This is a genomic window from Paracoccaceae bacterium, from assembly GCA_033344815.1.
GTDB lineage: Bacteria > Pseudomonadota > Alphaproteobacteria > Rhodobacterales > Rhodobacteraceae > Roseobacter.
Genome location: JAWPMR010000001.1, coordinates 3,160,291 through 3,176,673, shown reverse-complemented (window position 1 = coordinate 3,176,673; position 16,383 = coordinate 3,160,291). Strand labels below are relative to the sequence as shown.

Annotated in this window: 15 protein-coding genes; 9 read left to right on the top strand and 6 right to left on the bottom strand. The window is 55.3% G+C overall.

Annotated elements, in window-relative coordinates:
• Positions 1–3 precede the first annotated feature (3 nt).
• Genes R8G34_14705 through R8G34_14685 form a run of 5 tightly spaced genes read right to left on the bottom strand, consistent with a single transcriptional unit; the run spans position 4 to position 5,470 of the window.
• A complete protein-coding gene (locus R8G34_14705) occupies positions 4–1,098 on the bottom strand; it encodes a mandelate racemase/muconate lactonizing enzyme family protein (GenBank protein MDW3224113.1) in 1,095 nt (364 codons plus the stop codon).
• A gap of 4 nt (positions 1,099–1,102) precedes the next feature.
• On the bottom strand, positions 1,103–2,053 hold the full coding sequence (locus R8G34_14700; protein ID MDW3224112.1) for a 2-hydroxyacid dehydrogenase: 951 nt from the start codon (positions 2,051–2,053) through the stop codon (positions 1,103–1,105).
• Complete coding sequence (locus tag R8G34_14695) at positions 2,054–2,902, bottom strand: fumarylacetoacetate hydrolase family protein (protein MDW3224111.1); 849 nt, start codon at positions 2,900–2,902, stop codon at positions 2,054–2,056.
• Positions 2,903–2,912: 10 nt separating this feature from the next.
• Positions 2,913–4,712, bottom strand: a complete 1,800-nt coding sequence (locus R8G34_14690; GenBank protein ID MDW3224110.1) for an IlvD/Edd family dehydratase — start codon at positions 4,710–4,712, stop codon at positions 2,913–2,915.
• Positions 4,709–5,470, bottom strand: coding sequence for an SDR family oxidoreductase (locus R8G34_14685; protein ID MDW3224109.1), 762 nt, complete (start codon positions 5,468–5,470; stop codon positions 4,709–4,711). The genes R8G34_14690 and R8G34_14685 overlap by 4 nt, the downstream gene beginning before the upstream one ends.
• Before the next feature lie 196 nt (positions 5,471–5,666).
• On the opposite strand from R8G34_14685, the gene R8G34_14680 reads away from it, so the two are divergent.
• Together R8G34_14680 and denD are read left to right on the top strand one after the other, a co-directional pair.
• Positions 5,667–6,554, top strand: coding sequence for an NAD(P)-dependent oxidoreductase (locus tag R8G34_14680; GenBank protein MDW3224108.1), 888 nt, complete (start codon positions 5,667–5,669; stop codon positions 6,552–6,554).
• Positions 6,551–7,534, top strand: coding sequence for a D-erythronate dehydrogenase (gene denD, locus R8G34_14675; protein MDW3224107.1), 984 nt, complete (start codon positions 6,551–6,553; stop codon positions 7,532–7,534). Before R8G34_14680 ends, denD begins: the two co-directional genes overlap by 4 nt.
• On the opposite strand, the gene R8G34_14670 is transcribed toward denD, so the two are convergent.
• Entirely contained in the window at positions 7,498–8,187 is a 690-nt protein-coding gene (locus R8G34_14670; protein ID MDW3224106.1) for a GntR family transcriptional regulator, read from the bottom strand. The genes denD and R8G34_14670 overlap by 37 nt on opposite strands.
• A 190-nt stretch (positions 8,188–8,377) precedes the next feature.
• Here R8G34_14670 and R8G34_14665 point away from each other — a divergent pair, with 190 nt between their 5' ends.
• The 7 genes from R8G34_14665 (at position 8,378) to R8G34_14635 (ending at position 16,379) form a co-directional block, all read left to right on the top strand.
• Positions 8,378–9,400 carry a TRAP transporter substrate-binding protein gene (locus R8G34_14665; GenBank protein MDW3224105.1) on the top strand — a complete coding sequence of 341 codons (1,023 nt, stop codon included), beginning with the start codon at positions 8,378–8,380 and terminating at the stop codon, positions 9,398–9,400.
• 98 nt (positions 9,401–9,498) lie between these two features.
• Complete coding sequence (locus tag R8G34_14660) at positions 9,499–10,395, top strand: TRAP transporter small permease (GenBank protein MDW3224104.1); 897 nt, start codon at positions 9,499–9,501, stop codon at positions 10,393–10,395.
• Positions 10,395–12,020: a TRAP transporter large permease subunit gene (locus R8G34_14655; GenBank protein MDW3224103.1), complete on the top strand. Its 1,626-nt coding sequence runs from the start codon at positions 10,395–10,397 to the stop codon at positions 12,018–12,020. Before R8G34_14660 ends, R8G34_14655 begins: the two co-directional genes overlap by 1 nt.
• Positions 12,021–12,035: 15 nt before the next feature.
• On the top strand, positions 12,036–12,983 hold the full coding sequence (locus tag R8G34_14650; protein MDW3224102.1) for a phytanoyl-CoA dioxygenase family protein: 948 nt from the start codon (positions 12,036–12,038) through the stop codon (positions 12,981–12,983).
• Between the two features lie 9 nt (positions 12,984–12,992).
• Positions 12,993–14,501 carry an altronate dehydratase family protein gene (locus tag R8G34_14645; protein MDW3224101.1) on the top strand — a complete coding sequence of 503 codons (1,509 nt, stop codon included), beginning with the start codon at positions 12,993–12,995 and terminating at the stop codon, positions 14,499–14,501.
• The gene (locus R8G34_14640) at positions 14,498–15,499 is read left to right on the top strand and encodes a Gfo/Idh/MocA family oxidoreductase (GenBank protein ID MDW3224100.1); all 1,002 of its coding nucleotides are present in this window, start codon (positions 14,498–14,500) and stop codon (positions 15,497–15,499) included. The genes R8G34_14645 and R8G34_14640 overlap by 4 nt, the downstream gene beginning before the upstream one ends.
• On the top strand, positions 15,492–16,379 hold the full coding sequence (locus R8G34_14635) for a phytanoyl-CoA dioxygenase family protein (protein MDW3224099.1): 888 nt from the start codon (positions 15,492–15,494) through the stop codon (positions 16,377–16,379). Before R8G34_14640 ends, R8G34_14635 begins: the two co-directional genes overlap by 8 nt.
• The last annotated feature ends 4 nt before the right edge of the window (positions 16,380–16,383 follow it).

Sequence of the window (16,383 nt, the reverse complement as noted above, 5' to 3'; positions counted from 1 at the left end):
CGCTCAAAACTGCTCTTCAAACGGTTCTATTTTTAACCAAACGAACTCAACTCCGATCCCAGGATCATCAGGCGCTACAGCTTGGTGGTCCTCTATGACCAGTGGTCGCGTCGTATAGCGATCAATCGGGAAGCTGTGCACTTCCATCCAACCCGCATGCTTTTGTGACGCAAGTAAGCTCACGTGCAACTCCTGCATCCCATGACTGCAAATCGGAACATCCGCGTGCTTTGCCAAGTCGGCGACCTGCAGCCAACCCGTAATGCCGCCGCAATTGGACGCGTCCGGCTGGATAAATGCAAGTTCACCCTGCGCCAATGCCACTTCAAATTCGTGCATGGTGTGTAGATTCTCTCCCTGCGCAACAGCCATGCCTGTGGCCTGTCCGATCTGGGCGTACCCTGCGTAGTTATCTGGGATGATGGGCTCTTCAAACCATAGGATGTTCTGGTCTTTCACGGCCTGCGCCAATGAGATCGCTTGCGGGACGGTCATGGAATAATTCGCATCAATCATGAAAGCCACATCAGGGCCAATCTGTTCGCGCACTGCCCGGATGCGCGCCACGTCTTCGGCTTCACTCGGTTGGCCAATCTTGATTTTCACACCATTCAGCCCGGCATCCAGATACCCCTGAACATGTGTCAGCAATTTCGGCAGAGGATAGGCCAGATCAATCCCGCCGCCATAGGCCTTGCAGGTCTTGCCCGCACCGCCAGCCATGTGCCAAAGGGGTTTACGCATCGCCTTACATCGAAAATCCCACAAAGCGATGTCTACGGCAGAAATTGCAAAACTCAGGATGCCGCCGCGCCCGACGTAATGCATATGCCACTGCATCGCGTCATTGAGGGTCTCAATATCCTCGCAGTCCTGCCCCACCAGAAAGGGAGCAAGATCGTGGCGGATCACCGCTGCCGTCGCATGCCCACCACGTCCCCCATTATAAGTGTAACCGGTGGCAACACGCCCGTCCTCCAATGTCACCGTCGCCGTGATCAGATGAAAATGGCTGTGACTTCCGTGTTTGGCATCCACCAAAACCTCATCCAGCGGGATGTTGAACAAGCGCGCCTGAACGGTTGTGATCCTGGTCACTGGTTTACATATCCGCGCATTCTGGAACCGGGCTGATGACCGTACCGTTTTCAAGGTGCTGCAACAGATTGTCGACCGTCAGAGCGCCCATCGCGGCGCGTGTTTCATGCGTCCCACTGCCGACATGAGGCAATAGCACGACGTTGCTAAGGGCGCGCAACGCTTCCGGCACTTTGGGTTCGGCCTCGAAAACATCCAACCCGGCCCAACCCAGCCGTCCGTCCTGCAATGCTGAAATCATTTCGCCTTCATCCACAACAGATCCACGACTGACATTAATCAGCGTACCTCGCGGACCCAACGCATCCATGACTTCGCGGTTGACGATCTTGTTGGTCGACGCCCCACCCGGCGTAATGCAGATCAGCGTATCTACAGCGCGCGCCATATCGTTGAGAGTGTCATAGTATTTGTAGTCCACATCCTTTTTGCTGCGCGTGTGGTAAACGATTGTCGTGCCGAAAGGGGCCAACTTGTCTGCTATCGCCTGGCCAATCCGACCCAGCCCCAGAATGCCAACCGTTTGATTATCCGCTGATCGGGTCAACGGTGCATTCCCTTCAGTCTCCCAGCGCCCCGACCGCACATAGGCATCGTCACGCAAGACCTCACGGTAACAAGAGAGCATCAACAAAACCGCCGTGGTTGCAACCTCTGCGTTCAGAACATTGGGTGTATGTGTGACCACGACACCCTTGGCTATTGCCGCATCCGTGTCGATAGCGTCATAGCCAACACCATAACAGCTGATCGCCTTAAGGTTCGGTAACGCCGACATATAGGCCGGTTTCACGCCGTCATGACCATTTGTAGCAACATGGGTTATTTTGGCGCCGTGTTCGGCCAGCCACGCCTCCGGATCATCCATATCCTTGGCTTTGTGGATTGTAAATTTCTCACCAAGGCGTTCCAACATAACGTCCGTTGCACCGCCAATCAAAAAGAGCTCGCCCATTTATGCGTCCTCCGTCACAGTCTGGCGCTGCTGGCCAAGACCTTCGATGGACAATTCCATCACATCGCCCTTCTTCAGGTAGACGGGGTTTGGCTTCATCCCCATGCCAACGCCAGGCGGTGTGCCGGTCGTGATCACATCGCCGGGGTGCAAGGTCATCAACCCGGACAAATGCTCGATGATTTCAGCCACGGTGAAAATCATGGTCGATGTGTTGCCTGTCTGCATCCGCTTGCCGTTCACATCGAGACTCATCGCCAAGTTCTGCGGGTCAGCGACTTCGTCGCGCGTCACCAACCAAGGACCTGTTGGCCCAAAGGTGTCGCAGGACTTGCCCTTGGTCCACTGGCCTGTCAGTTGCGTCTGGAAATTTCGTTCGGACACGTCATTGATCACACAATACCCCGCCACGTGATCCAACGCGTTTTCTTTGCTCACGTATTTGGCTTTGGTGCCAATCACGACCCCCAACTCGACTTCCCAATCCGTGTTCGTTGACCCGCGCGGCATCGACACGTCATCATTTGGACCGACGATCGCAGAATTGGCTTTGAAGAACAAAATGGGGTGCTTGGGGATTTCCGCACCGGTTTCCGCCGCGTGATCGGAATAGTTCAAACCAATGCAGAGAAATTTGCCTATGCTGCCGACGCAAGCCCCGATACGAGGCGATCCATCTACTGCGGGTAATGTGTCAGGATCAAGCGCGCGTAGTTTGGCCAGACCCGCGTCCGACAATGCGTCGCCCGCGATGTCACTGACATGGGACGACAAATCGCGCAACGTACCTTCTGCGTCCAGCATCCCGGGTTTCTCAGCACCTGTGGCACCATAACGTACTAGTTTCATCTTTCTTCCCTCAGTGGTTGTCACGCGGCATATATTTGCGCGCGATGTCTTGATATTTATCGGCATCTTCAAGGATCATTCCCTGATCGAACCGGCCTACCTTTTCACGGAAATACTGTTGCCAGGGTGACTGGCTTTCCGGGGCGTCATAACCACCCGCCGCTTCAAATACGCGGGCACGTTCGGCCAGAACATCCAACGGCACCAACATATCCGCCGTGCATTTGTTCAGATCAATCCGAACAGTATCACCCGTTTGCAACAGAGCCAGACCGCCACCTGCGGCAGCCTCAGGCGACGCATTCAGGATCGACGGGCTGCCAGAGGTCCCGGATTGCCGGCCATCCCCAACACAGGGCAATGCCTCAACCCCTTTTTTCAACAGATAGGAGGGCGGTCGCATGTTTACGACTTCCGCGCCCCCCGGATAGCCTTTGGGCCCGGCACCACGCATGAACAACACACAGCTTTCGTCGATGTTCTCGGCAGGATCATCAATCCGGTGATGGAAATCTTCCGGTCCGTCAAACACCACCGCGCGTCCTTCAAAAGCGTGCATATCATCGGGGTTCGACAGATATTTGGCACGGAAATTCGGGCTGATCACGCTGGTCTTCATAATGGCGCTGTCAAACAGATTGCCCGTCAGGTTGATGAACCCGGCCTGTGGTTTCAGCGGATCCGAGACCGGTTTGATGACCTTAGTATCTTCACTGCGCTGTGCGGCACAGTTTTCGCCCATGGTTTTACCGTTGGCGGTCATCGCATCCGGGTGCGGCAAAAGCCCCGCCTCGATCAATTCCCCCACAACCGCCGGCACGCCGCCCGCGTGTTGATAATCCTCGCCAAGGTATTCACCCGCTGGCTGCAAATTCACCAGGAGCGGAACGTCATGGCCAATTTTCTGCCAGTCATTGTTATCCAAGGGCACATCCAGATGCCGCGCAATGCCGTTCAGATGGATCGGCGCATTTGTCGATCCGCCAATCGCGGAGTTGATAACGATCGCGTTCTCAAACGCCTCGCGTGTCATGATGTCAGAGGGGCGCAAGTCTTCCCAGACCATCTCGACGATCCGACGACCGGTTTCGTAACTGATTTGACCGCGCTCCCGGTAAGGCGCTGGAATCGCCGCCGACCCCGGCAATTGCATACCCAAAGCCTCGGCAAGTGAATTCATCGTCGTGGCCGTGCCCATTGTGTTGCAATAGCCAACGGATGGTGCAGAAGATGCCACCAGCTCCATGAAACCATCATCGTCAATTTCACCTGCGGCCAGCATTTCGCGCGCTTTCCACACGATGGTGCCGGACCCGGTGCGTTCACCGCGGAACCAACCGTTCAACATTGGTCCAACTGACAGCGCCACTGCAGGAATATTCACCGTTGCCGCCGCCATCAAAAGCGCGGGCGTTGTTTTGTCACAGCCGATGTTCAACACAACACCGTCCAGCGGATAGCCAAAAAGCGTTTCAACCAGCGACAGATAGGCAAGGTTCCGGTCCAACATGGCCGTGGGCCGTTTGCCAGTTTCCTGAATCGGATGGACGGGCACTTCGATACAGGTCCCGCCTGCGGCGATGATGCCGTCGCGCACGCGCTTGGTCAGTTCCAGGTGATGCCGGTTGCAAGGGCTCAGATCGCTGCCGGTTTGGGCAATCCCAATGATCGGCTTGCCTGACTGTAGCTCCTCGCGCGTCAGCCCATAGTTCAGGTACCGCTCCAGATAGAGTGCGGTCATTTCCGGATTGTCCGGGTTCATGAACCACTTGCGGGATCGCAGATCTTCGATGTCGATTTTCTTGGTCATTGGCCTGACCACCCTCCGTCAATGATGTGTGGATGCCCTGTTGTGAAACCACTCTCGTCGCTGGCGAGATAAACAACGAGCGCCGCGATTTCTTCGGCCGTGGCAACGCGCCCCATGGGTTGGCGCGATACAAATTGGGTCATGGCTTCTTCTTTGCTGCCCAGTTGCTCACCCAAGGCGTCGACACGATCATGCCAGCTTGGACTTTCAACGGTGCCGGGACAAATTGCATTGCACCGTATGCCTTTGGCCACATAGTCCACAGCCACGGATTTGGTCAACCCGATGACCGCCGCCTTGGTCGTTCCATAGATGAACCGGTTTGGCGCACCAATCACAGACGAACAGGCCGAGGACATGTTGATGATGGAACCCTGCCCGCGCTCCAGCATTCCCGGCAGTGTTGCGCGGATCGTACGCAGCATGGAGCGTACATTCAGATTGAATGCAAAATCCCACTCGTCATCCGTTGCCTCCAGTACCGAGCCGTGATGCACAAACCCCGCGCAATTGAACAAAACGTCTGGCTGCGCCTTCGCCACGCCCTCTTTGACGCTGGCATCGTCCAGTGCATTTAGTTCGAAAATTTGGATATTTTCGTGATTCGCCTCCCGAATCGTGGAAAGCGCGTCCATGTTAATGTCGGTTGCATAAACCTCTGCGCCTTGCTCGGCCATGGCAATCGCACTGGCGCGCCCAATCCCTTGACCTGCTGCGGTTACAAGCGCGCGCTTACCCTTAAGTCTTTGCCCTGACATATTATTCTCCCCCTTGGCCAGCGCCCACTTTCTCTGCTGGTCCGACGCTGACCAATCAAAGAAGTGCATCAATATTGCTGACTTCACTAAAAAACCATTCGACGGGCTGGTCCAACGGCTCGTTTTCGTTAGCGTATGACACGAGCCAAGCTTTGGCTACTGCTTTGAAACCAGAATTCATGGGGCACCTTAGACAATGACACAAACGCGCAAGGTCACGCTGATCGGAACCGGGCTGATGGGAGTGCCCATGTCACGCAATCTGCTCAAAGCGGGCCACCAGCTCACCGTATGGAACAGAACGCGCGCACGCGCAGAACCTCTCGCCCAAGACGGCGCGCGCATTGCCGAGAATGAAATTGATGCGGTCACAGGTGCCGAGATCGTTATCACCATGTTGTCGGATGGATTTGCCTCCGGCGCGCTGATCGAAAACCCGGATGTGCAAAAATCTCTATCCAAGGGGGCGATTTGGATCGATATGTCCAGCGCAAAGCCAGAACACGCGCGCCAACAAGCCGAGACACTTGAAAGTTTGGGGTTCGGCCATCTGGACGCCCCAGTATCGGGCGGAACCAAAGGGGCTGAAGCGGGGACGCTTGCCATTATGGTAGGGGGACAAGCAGAAACTTTTTCAAGAGCACGCTCCGTTTTTGAAGCGATGGGCCGTCCGGTTCATGTCGGTCCGTCCGGCGCAGGACAATTGTCGAAACTGGCCAATCAGACAATCGTGGCGGTCACCATTTCCGCCGTAGCCGAAGCCATGTTGCTGGTCGAGCAGGGCGGTGCAGATCCCGCTGCAGTACGCGCAGCGCTCAAAGGTGGGTTCGCCGATAGCGTGATCCTGCAACAACACGGAGAACGCATGACGGAAGGTAATTTCGACCCCGGTGGCCTGACAAAATTTCAAGTGAAAGATCTGAACAATACATTGGATGAAGCCGCCAGCCTTGGGCTTGAACTGCCCGCGACCAAAAACGTACGCGACAGGTTTCAGCATTTCATAGACGCGATGGACGGCGGCGAAAGAGATCACTCCGGTCTCTATCTTGAACTCAAAGCACGCAATGGGCTGACGCTATGACCCGCGTTCTGATCATCGGCGGCGGCGGTATGGTGGGCCAGAAACTGGCCGCGCGTCTTGTGGCCGAAGGGATGCCCGGGCATCCCGAATTGGACATCACACTCTTTGATGTTGCGTTCCCGCCGAATGGCGTTGCAGGGGTAAAGTGCAAAACCGGGAATCTGTCCTCGACAGGCGTTGCCAAAGATCTTGTTTCGGAACATCCGGATATCGTATTTCATTTGGCCGCGATCGTTTCAGGCGAGTCCGAAACGAATTTCACCAAGGGTTGGGACGTAAATATGATGTCCATGTGGCATCTCCTCGAAGCATTTCGCAACGCATACGAAGCCTCGGGCGGGACCTACCTACCAAAAGTGGTTTTTACTTCGTCTATCGCGGTGTTTGGTGGACCGTTCCCAGATAAGATTGATGATGAATTCCTTTCAGCACCGCAAACCAGTTATGGAGCGCAAAAAGCCATCAGCGAACTGATGCTTTCCGACTTCAGCCGAAAGGGTTTTGTGGACGGTCTGTCCTTGCGGTTTCCGACAATTTGCGTACGCCCAGGAAAAGCTAATCTGGCAGCGTCTTCCTTTTTTTCCGGCATCATTCGTGAGCCGCTCAGTGGCAAGGAAGCGATCTTGCCGGTGAAGCCTTCGGTGCGTCACTGGCACGCGTCACCGCGCGCCGCTGCGGAATTTCTGATCCATGCTGCCGGTCTGGATACGATGCTCTTGAAGGGCAGGCGTGCGCTCAATCTGCCCGGCCTCAGTTGCACTGTTGAAGAACAAATAGAAGCTTTGAGGCGGATCGCAGGCCAGGACGCCGTGGATCTCATCAAGGTGCAACATGATCCCGCAATCATCAAAATCGTCGACGGATGGCCGCGAAATTTCAATCCTGAACGCGCAATTTCGTTGGGCTTCAAGGCAGAAACTACTTTTGACGAGATTATCCGAACCTACATCACGGAGGATTTGCCCAACGCCGCGCCGTGATGCTTTTGAGGGAGCGGGCGGGTGAGATTGCGCGCCAGATGATCGTTGACAGTGACACGCATCAAATCTTCGTTGCGTTCAAGCGCTGCGTCGAGAATCGCCTGATGCTCCCGGATGTTTTCGGGGAAATACCCGTAATTTGTTTCCGCTGAAACGAGTTGCTGGCGAAATTGTTCGTAGATGACTCTATGTGTGACCTTCAATAAATCAGAACCGCAGGCATCAATAAGCGTTTCGTGAAACTCCTGCTCAGCCCGGCTCCACAGCCCAAGTAAAGGAATCATATCACCAGAGGATCGCACTCGCGTCTCAATATGAGACAATTTGTGATGCGCGGCGGACAGCCGGGATTCCCAATCAACGCCACCCAGACGGATAGAAAGACAAGCTCCCTCGCTTTCGAGAAGGATGCGCATCTGAGTTAACTCGTGCTGTCGCTTAATCGATTGAAAAGGCGACTTGAATCCACGCTGTTCTTGAAAATCCACCAACCCGACAGTCGACAACCGAAACAATACTTCGCGCACTGTACTGGCTGAGCAATTGTAATCTTGGCGTAGCTTTTCCGCACGCAGTTTGGTACCGTATCCGAATTCGCCTGTGATCAGACGGTGCCGCATGTCGTCGAAAATGTCAGCATCCTGCGCAGCCATATCAGGTCTCCCACCACGCCCTCAGCGTTACGCCCAAAATTTCGAAAATCAATTAAAATATCGAAATTTTGGAAAAATAAAATATTTTCTTGCTTGATCCACCTTGGTCAGCCTAACGTTTTGTCAGCGTAAATACGACCGGGCCCCTGAAGCCCGACCCATCAGTGCGCTCAACGTCTGGGAGGACATAATGAAAATCATCAAAAAGGCGGCTTCGGTCGCCGCAGTTGCTGCCCTTGCAGCCACGACCGCGTTCACCGCGTCAGCCGAAACAACGAACCTTCGGATCCAAACACACTATGCGCCCGAAACCGTTTCCGGGAAACTTGCCGCGCAATACATGCAAGACATTCAGGACATGTCCAATGGCGAAATCGTCGTTGAAATGTTCTATTCATCATCCGTCGTCAAATCAGTTGAGACTTTTGACGCTGCATCCACTGGCATTCTTGATTGCGACATGACCGGTGGCGGATACCAGACCGGCAAAAACTCGGCGTTCCAGTTCGTCGGCGATATCATGGGCGGCTATGACACGCCTTACCAACAGCTCAGCTGGTTGTATTTCGGTGGCGGGCGTGAAGCAGCCGCGCCACTTTACAACAAATACGGCATGGAGTTGATCGGCTGGTGGGTTTACGGACAGGAATCCTTCGCGTCATCCAAACCAATCGCCAAAGTCGAAGACTTCAAAGACTGGAAATTCCGTTCCCCCCCCGGCATGGAAACAAAGATCTTTGAAAAACTGGGTGCCTCGCCCATCGTGATGGATTTCACCGAGATCTTTACCGCGTTGGAAACAGGTATCATTGACGGTGCCGACGCATCCGGTCTCGCCAACAACGTTGGGTTGGGCCTCTATGACATCGTAAAATACGCAAACTTCCCGGGCTTCCATTCGATGCCTTCGGATCATCTGGCGTGCAACAAGGCCGTGTTTGACGCGATGCCTGCGCATCACCAGAAGATCATGAAAGTTGCAATGGAAGCGCTGGCGCTGCGCACCGCTTTGACGTTTGAGAAAAAGAACGCCGAAGCTGCTGCTCAACTGCGTGAGCAAGGTGTGACACTGTCCCAGTGGGCTCCAGAAGAGCTTGCGAAATTCCGTGCCGCAGCTCAAGCCACATGGCCTGAGTTTGCCGATACGCCGGAAGCCAAAGCGCTGGTTGACAGCCATCTGGCCTATCTCGAACAGCTCGGTCTCAAGCAGTAATCTGACCTGAACCCAGACCCCGCCGGCCATTCGGCGGGGTCTTTTTTGTCTCTGGCCGGGACAAACCTGAAAATCGGCCACTGTGGTTGGGGGACATCATGCAGGAAAAATCCGGAAGCCTTATCGAGTGGCTCGTACCGCTTTCATTTATTGCCTGCGCGGCATGGCTTACCTGGCATCTACCCGCTTTCACGCTGTCGTGGTTCCCGCCAGAAGACACGTCGCAGTATGACAAACTCAGCGCGTTGTTTGGACGGATCGACGTGACACCCAATATGGGTGGCCTGTTTGGTGGCTATGCCGATGCAGCCGACTGGATCGCTCTGATCTTGCTGCCTGTTTTTGGCTATCTGGGTGTGCGCACCGTGCGCCGGGCGCCGATGGAGTTTGAAAGCTGGAAACCACTCGACCGCCTGGCCGTTTTCATTGGCCGCCTAACCATGATGCTCATCGTACTGCTTTGCTGTGTGATGATTTACGAAGTAATACTACGCTATGTCTTCGAAGCGCCGACACTCTGGGCCAACGAACTTTCGCTATGGCTGGCCGGTTTTGTGTTTCTCTGTGCCGGGCTCTACGCCATGCAACAGCGCAGTCACATCCGCATTTTCCTGCTCTATGATATGTTGCCACGCGGGTTGCAACGCACATGTGATTGCATTTCCACGGGGCTGATCGTCACCTTTGCCTTCTTCCTGATCTATGGCGGATATGGCGAAGCGTTTGACAAGTTTTACAGGTGGGAAACCTTTGGCACGGCCTTTGACCCGCCCATCCCGGCAACGCTGAAACCCATGGTGCTTTTGGTCATGGTGCTCGTTGCCTTTCAAGCGGTAGTCAATCTGGTCTCTGACTGGAACGCCGAACCGGTTATCCACTCCGCCGCCGACGATATCGATCCGGACGAGATCGAACGCCTCAAAGCCACAGTGGGCGCAGACGATCTGGACGTCCCAAGCGGCGCAAAACAATCCAACACGCCAAGGAAAAGCTAATGGATATCGGAACAATTTCTCTGGTCCTGATGCTTGGCCTTGTCCTGCTTCTGGCCATTGGCATGCCTTTAGGTTTTGCCTCAGCCATTCTCGCCGTGCTTGTGCTGGTGATGAAATTCGAGCCCATGCTGTTGATGAACCCCTTCAGCTTTGGCGACGGTATTTTAACCGGCAGGCCTGGGTCGGGGCCGCTCAATATTCTAGCCCAAAAGATTTACGGGCTCTTAACAGACTATGTCCTGATATCCATTCCGCTGTTCATTTTCATGGCCGCCCTGCTCGAACGTTCGGGCATTGCCAAGGACATGTATTCCTCATTGAACATCTGGCTCAACCGCACGCGCGGCGGGATCGCGATTGTGACCTCCATCATGGCCGTCATCATGGCGGCAATGTCAGGCATCATCGGCGGCGAAGTCGTACTGTTGGGTTTGATTGCACTGCCGCAAATGTTGCGCCTGGGGTATAGTCAAAACCTTGCCATCGGCACGATCTGTGCGTCAGGGTCGCTTGGCACGATGATCCCACCCTCGATTGTTCTGATCATCTATGGCCTGATCACTGAAACCTCGATCAAAGCACTCTTCACTGCCTCTTTCCTTCCCGGCTTCATGCTGGCTTCCTTCATCATCCTCTACATTATTGTGCGCACACAATTGCGCCCACAGGATGCGCCCCTGCCCGAACCCGTTGAAGGCGAACCCTATGGCATGGAAAAGCTCAAGCTTTTCCTGGCCTTCCTATTCGTGCTGATCGCTGGATTTGGCACAGCCCTGTTTTTGCGCGCTCTCTTCTTTGAACTTTCGGGTCAGAACGCCTCCAATACTGGAGCGGCCATTGCCTATGGCACGGCGGATTGGCTGCCGTGGTTTGGCGGTGCAGTCGCCCTGTCCTTTGTGATGATGTTTGCTGTTTTGGGTCGCGCGCGTACTGCTACAGGCTGGTCCATGGGCAAAGGCCTCGTACCGCCAATTGTCGTAATCGGCGTCGTCATGGGGTCCATCTATGGCGGCATCACAGGCATCACCGAAGCCGCCGGCATGGGCGCGCTCGCAGTGCTTGTGATTGCGATCCTGCGCGGTGAAGCCTCCTTTGATCTGGTTTGGGAAAGCCTCATGCGCACCCTCAAATCCACTGGTACGATCATCTGGGTAACCATTGGTGCCGCCGCATTGGCCGGTGCTTACACGATTGCAGGGGGCCCGGTTTACGTGGCGGACTTCATTGTGGGCTCAGACCTGCCAACCATGGGCATTATCCTCGCGATGATGTTGATTTTGCTGTTCATGGGCGCATTTATGGATTGGGTCGGGATTGTTTTGTTGATCATTCCTGTCTTCCTGCCCATCGTCCAGCGCTTGCCGATTGAAGAGATCGGGATGTTTGGCGAATTGAACCCGCGGCATGTAGCCATCTGGTTTGGCGTTGTGTTCTGTATGAACATGCAGGTCAGCTTCCTGTCACCGCCTTTTGGTCCGGCGGCGTTCTATCTGAAATCAGTTGCCCCTCCACACATCAGCCTGACCGACATTTTCAAAGGCTTTCTGCCCTTTATCGGCATTCAGCTATGTGCTTTGTCCGTACTGCTGATTTATCCGCCCATTGTCTCGATTCTTCTGCCTTAATCAAAGGGACACACCATGCTCAGCGCCGCTCAGGTTACCGCGTTCAACTCCAATGGGTTTCTCGTATTGGAAGACGTGGTTCCAGCGGACCTGCGGCTGCGTATCGAGGACGAATACGAAGATGTGCTGGATAGGCTCTATGCCGGCTGGGTGTCCAAAGGCCTGCTACCTCCCCCCTCTCATGAGATGAATTTCTGGCGCAAACTGCGCGTCGCCTATGAGGCTGAGTGCGATTGGTTCCAGCCCATGGATATCTCACTGCCTGGCGAGACAATCCACGCAGACACCCCAATGCATTTCGGACCCGCGGTGTTTGATCTGGTGACTTCAGCGCAAATTCTGGACATCGTCCAGAGCCTGATTGGCCCGGAAATCACGTCCAATCCGATTCAGCATATCCGCATCAAGCCTCCTGCGCCTGCGTTAAGAGATGGTGAAATCCGCGCTCATATTACGCAGACCGACTGGCACCAAGACCGTGGGGTCGGGCTGGAAGAAGCCGACGAGACCGATATGATCACGGTTTGGATCGCCATGACTGATGCCACCGAAGACAATGGGTGTCTGCAAGTTCAACCACGCGCTCATGATCAAATGCTGCCGCATTGCCCAAAAACGCAAACCGCGATTGCGGATGACTTCATTGACGATACCCGCGCTGTATCTTTGCCCGTAGGCGCAGGTGGCGTGGTGATACTGCATCCACTAACACCACATGCATCATTGCCCAATGGTACTGAGGGTTTTCGCTGGTCCTTTGATCTGCGCTACAATGTGACAGGCCAGCCAACGGGTCGCGCGCATTTTCCAGAGTTTGTCGCCCGCAGTGCAGAAGCCCCGGATACGGTCCTGACAGATTGGCGCCTCTGGCGGCAAAAGTGGGAAGAGGCCCGCAAAGAACTTGCGCGCCAGCCACATATTCCTATTCATCGCTGGCAAAGTGATGCGCCTTTTTGCGCCTGAGGAAACATTATGGACACTGTACGTCTTGATCCCATCGATAATGTCGTCACCGCAACCCGTGCTCTAGAGGTCGGCGTTGCAGTTGAAAATACGACGACACAGGCTCTGATCCCGTCCGGCCATAAAATCGCAACATCCGATATCGCCCAAGGCGAGCCCATCCGCAAATACGCACAGATTATTGGGTATGCCGCCACGGGCATCGCGGCAGGGGATCACGTTCACACCCAAAACGTCGAGTTCCGCAACACTGAAGCGGCCTATGATTACTCTACCGACCTACGGCCGGTTGTGCCTGTGACAGAAGCGGATCGCGACACCTTCATGGGATACCGGCGTGAAAACGGACAGGTCGGGACGCGGAACTACATCGCCATTGTGACATCGGTCAATTGTTCGGCCACCGCCGCGCGTATGATCGCCAATCACTTTACGCCCGAAATCCTCGCGGAATATCCAAACGTCGATGGCGTTGCGGCATTTGTGCATGGCACTGGCTGTGGCATGGCGGGGGATGGTGACGGCTTTGAGGCATTGCAGCGGGTGATGTGGGGGTACGCACGTCATCCCAACCATGCCGGCGTTTTGATGGTCGGTCTGGGCTGCGAAATGAATCAGATCGACTGGCTTTTGGAGGCTTACGATCTCAAGCAGGGCGATACCTTTCAGGTAATGAACATCCAATCCGTCGCCGGCCTGCGCAAAACAGTTGAACTGGGAATCGCAAAGATCGAAGCGATGTTGCCAATTGCAAATGAGGCGACGCGCACCCCTTGCCCGGCTTCTGAGTTGATGGTCGCCTTGCAATGTGGTGGCTCGGACGCGTGGTCCGGGATCACCGCCAACCCAGCTTTGGGTTATGCCTGTGATCTGCTGGCCGCACAAGGCGGCACAGGCGTTCTGGCCGAAACGCCCGAGATTTATGGTGCCGAACACTTGTTGACCCGACGCGCTGCGGATCAGGAAACCGGCGACCGTCTGGTGGGTTTGATCAAGTGGTGGGAGGATTACACCGCGCGCAACAAAGGCTCGATGGACAACAACCCCTCACCGGGCAACAAGGCGGGCGGGTTGACCACGATCCTCGAAAAATCGCTGGGTGCGGCGGCCAAGGGCGGCACCAGCCCATTGAACGGTGTTTACAAATACGCCGAACCCGTGCGCGCGCGGGGTTTCACCTTCATGGACAGCCCCGGTTATGATCCCGCCAGTGTGACAGGACAAATCGCGGGCGGGTGCAACCTTGTGTGCTTTACAACGGGTCGTGGTTCGGCCTTTGGGTCAAAGCCCAGCCCGACCATCAAGGTCGCCACCAATTCAGCCATGGCCAAGCGCATGGTCGAGGATATGGACATTGATGCGGGCACCATCCTGACCGAAAGCGTCAGCGTCGAGGAAAAGGGGCGCGAAATCTACGAAACGTTCCTGCGCGTGGCAAGTGGCGAGGCAACAAAATCCGAGGCGCAGGGTTTGGGCGATTATGAATTCGTACCGTGGCAAATCGGGGCGGTGATGTGAAACGCATCCTTGTTGTTGGCGGCGGGCTGATCGGCATCCGCCATGTGGAAGCGGTGGAGGCCCATCCCAAGTGCACTTTGGTTGGTTTGGTTGATCCTGATCAATCGATTGAGCCGCACCTTGCGCGGTACGCCGATATGATTGACGTCACGGGTCCAGTGGATGGCGTCATCATTGCAACGCCCACCGGGTTGCACGCGCAACACGGTATTTATACGGCCAGTCGCGGCTGGCCCATGTTGATCGAAAAACCGGTGACCTCTGATATGGCCGAGGCGCAGAAACTTGCGCAAGCGATTGCACAATCAGGCGTCGGGTCACTGGTCGGGCATCACCGCAGGTATCACGCGCCTGTTCGGCAGCTAAAACGACTGATTGCAGAGGGACGCATTGGCAAACCGGTATGCGCCAATCTGATTTGGGCGATGCGTAAACCCGACGCCTATTTCGAACAGAACTGGCGGACTGCGGGCGGCAGTCCGGTCATGATCAATCTGGTGCATGATATTGATACGCTGCGATTTATCATGGGTGATATTGTGGCGACCACCGGCCTGCGCGGCACCGGCTTGCGCGATGGCGCTCGCATTGAAAGCGGCGCGGTGGCCCTCGCCTTTGCGAATGGCGCAACGGGCACCATCAGCTTTGCAGATACCTCCCCTAGTCCTTGGGGTTTCGAAGCGGCCACTGGCGAAAACCCAAATATTGGCACCACGGGACAGGACATGATGTGGATCATGGGGACAGAGGGGGCGGTGAGCTTCCCGTCGATGACGCTCTGGTCTGGCACGCAATGGGACCGCGCTGCTGAGCGCAAAGAATTAGAAATCGACGTCAACATCAAACCGCCGCTGGCTGCACAGCTGGATCATTTCCTTGAAGTTATCGACGGAGCGCGCCCGTTGATTGATGTGGCAGACGCGATGCAAACGCTATCTACAACGTTGGAAATTGAGACACAGCTGTCGCCGCGATTACGAGAGGTTGCGCATGTTTGAAACACTCACGTCGGAACAAGTCACACTCTACAAGGAACAAGGGTATATGGTGCTGGAAAACCGAATACCGGACGCATGGATGGCGCGAATACACGCCGAAATCGCCCGGTTTGAAGACGAAGCACGCGGGATGACCGCAAGCAACGACCGTCTTGATCTGGAGGACAGCCACCAACCTGACGCCCCCCGTCTGCGCCGCATCAAACTGCCTCATACCACCTCGGATGTGATGCGCGATCTGATGTATTCCGACCACATTCTCGCGCCAGCTCGCGATCTGATCGGACCGGATTTGCGCCTGCACACCACAAAACTCAACATGAAATCAGCCGGATACGGCGCTGCCGTGGAATGGCATCAGGACTATGCGTTTTATCCGCACACCAATGACGACATCCTCGCAATTGGTGTTCTGATTGATGACATGGCACCCCAGAACGGTCCGCTGATGGTCTACCCCGGATCACACAAAGGTCCCGTGTACGATCACCATGTCGATGGCGTATTCGCCGGTGCCATGCTTCCGGAAGAAAATGGATTGGACCCAAAGGATGCGGTGGCACTGACCGGACCTGCAGGGTCGATCAGTATTCATCACGGACGTATTGTGCATGGATCGGCGCTCAATACCTCCGACCGGGCACGGCGTATCCTGTTTTATGAAATGATGGCGGCAGATGCTTTTCCGATCATGGGTTCCATGACTAAATGGGACGGCATAAAAGACTACGACACCCGGATGCTCTGCGGTGACAGCACCCTGAACCCGCGTCTAAAAAATATTCCCGTGCGCATTCCACAACCACAGCCAGATGTGCCGATCTCAATTTACGAAATCCAGAAAGGCCTGAAGAAACGGGCCTTTGACACAATCAAATAACCGC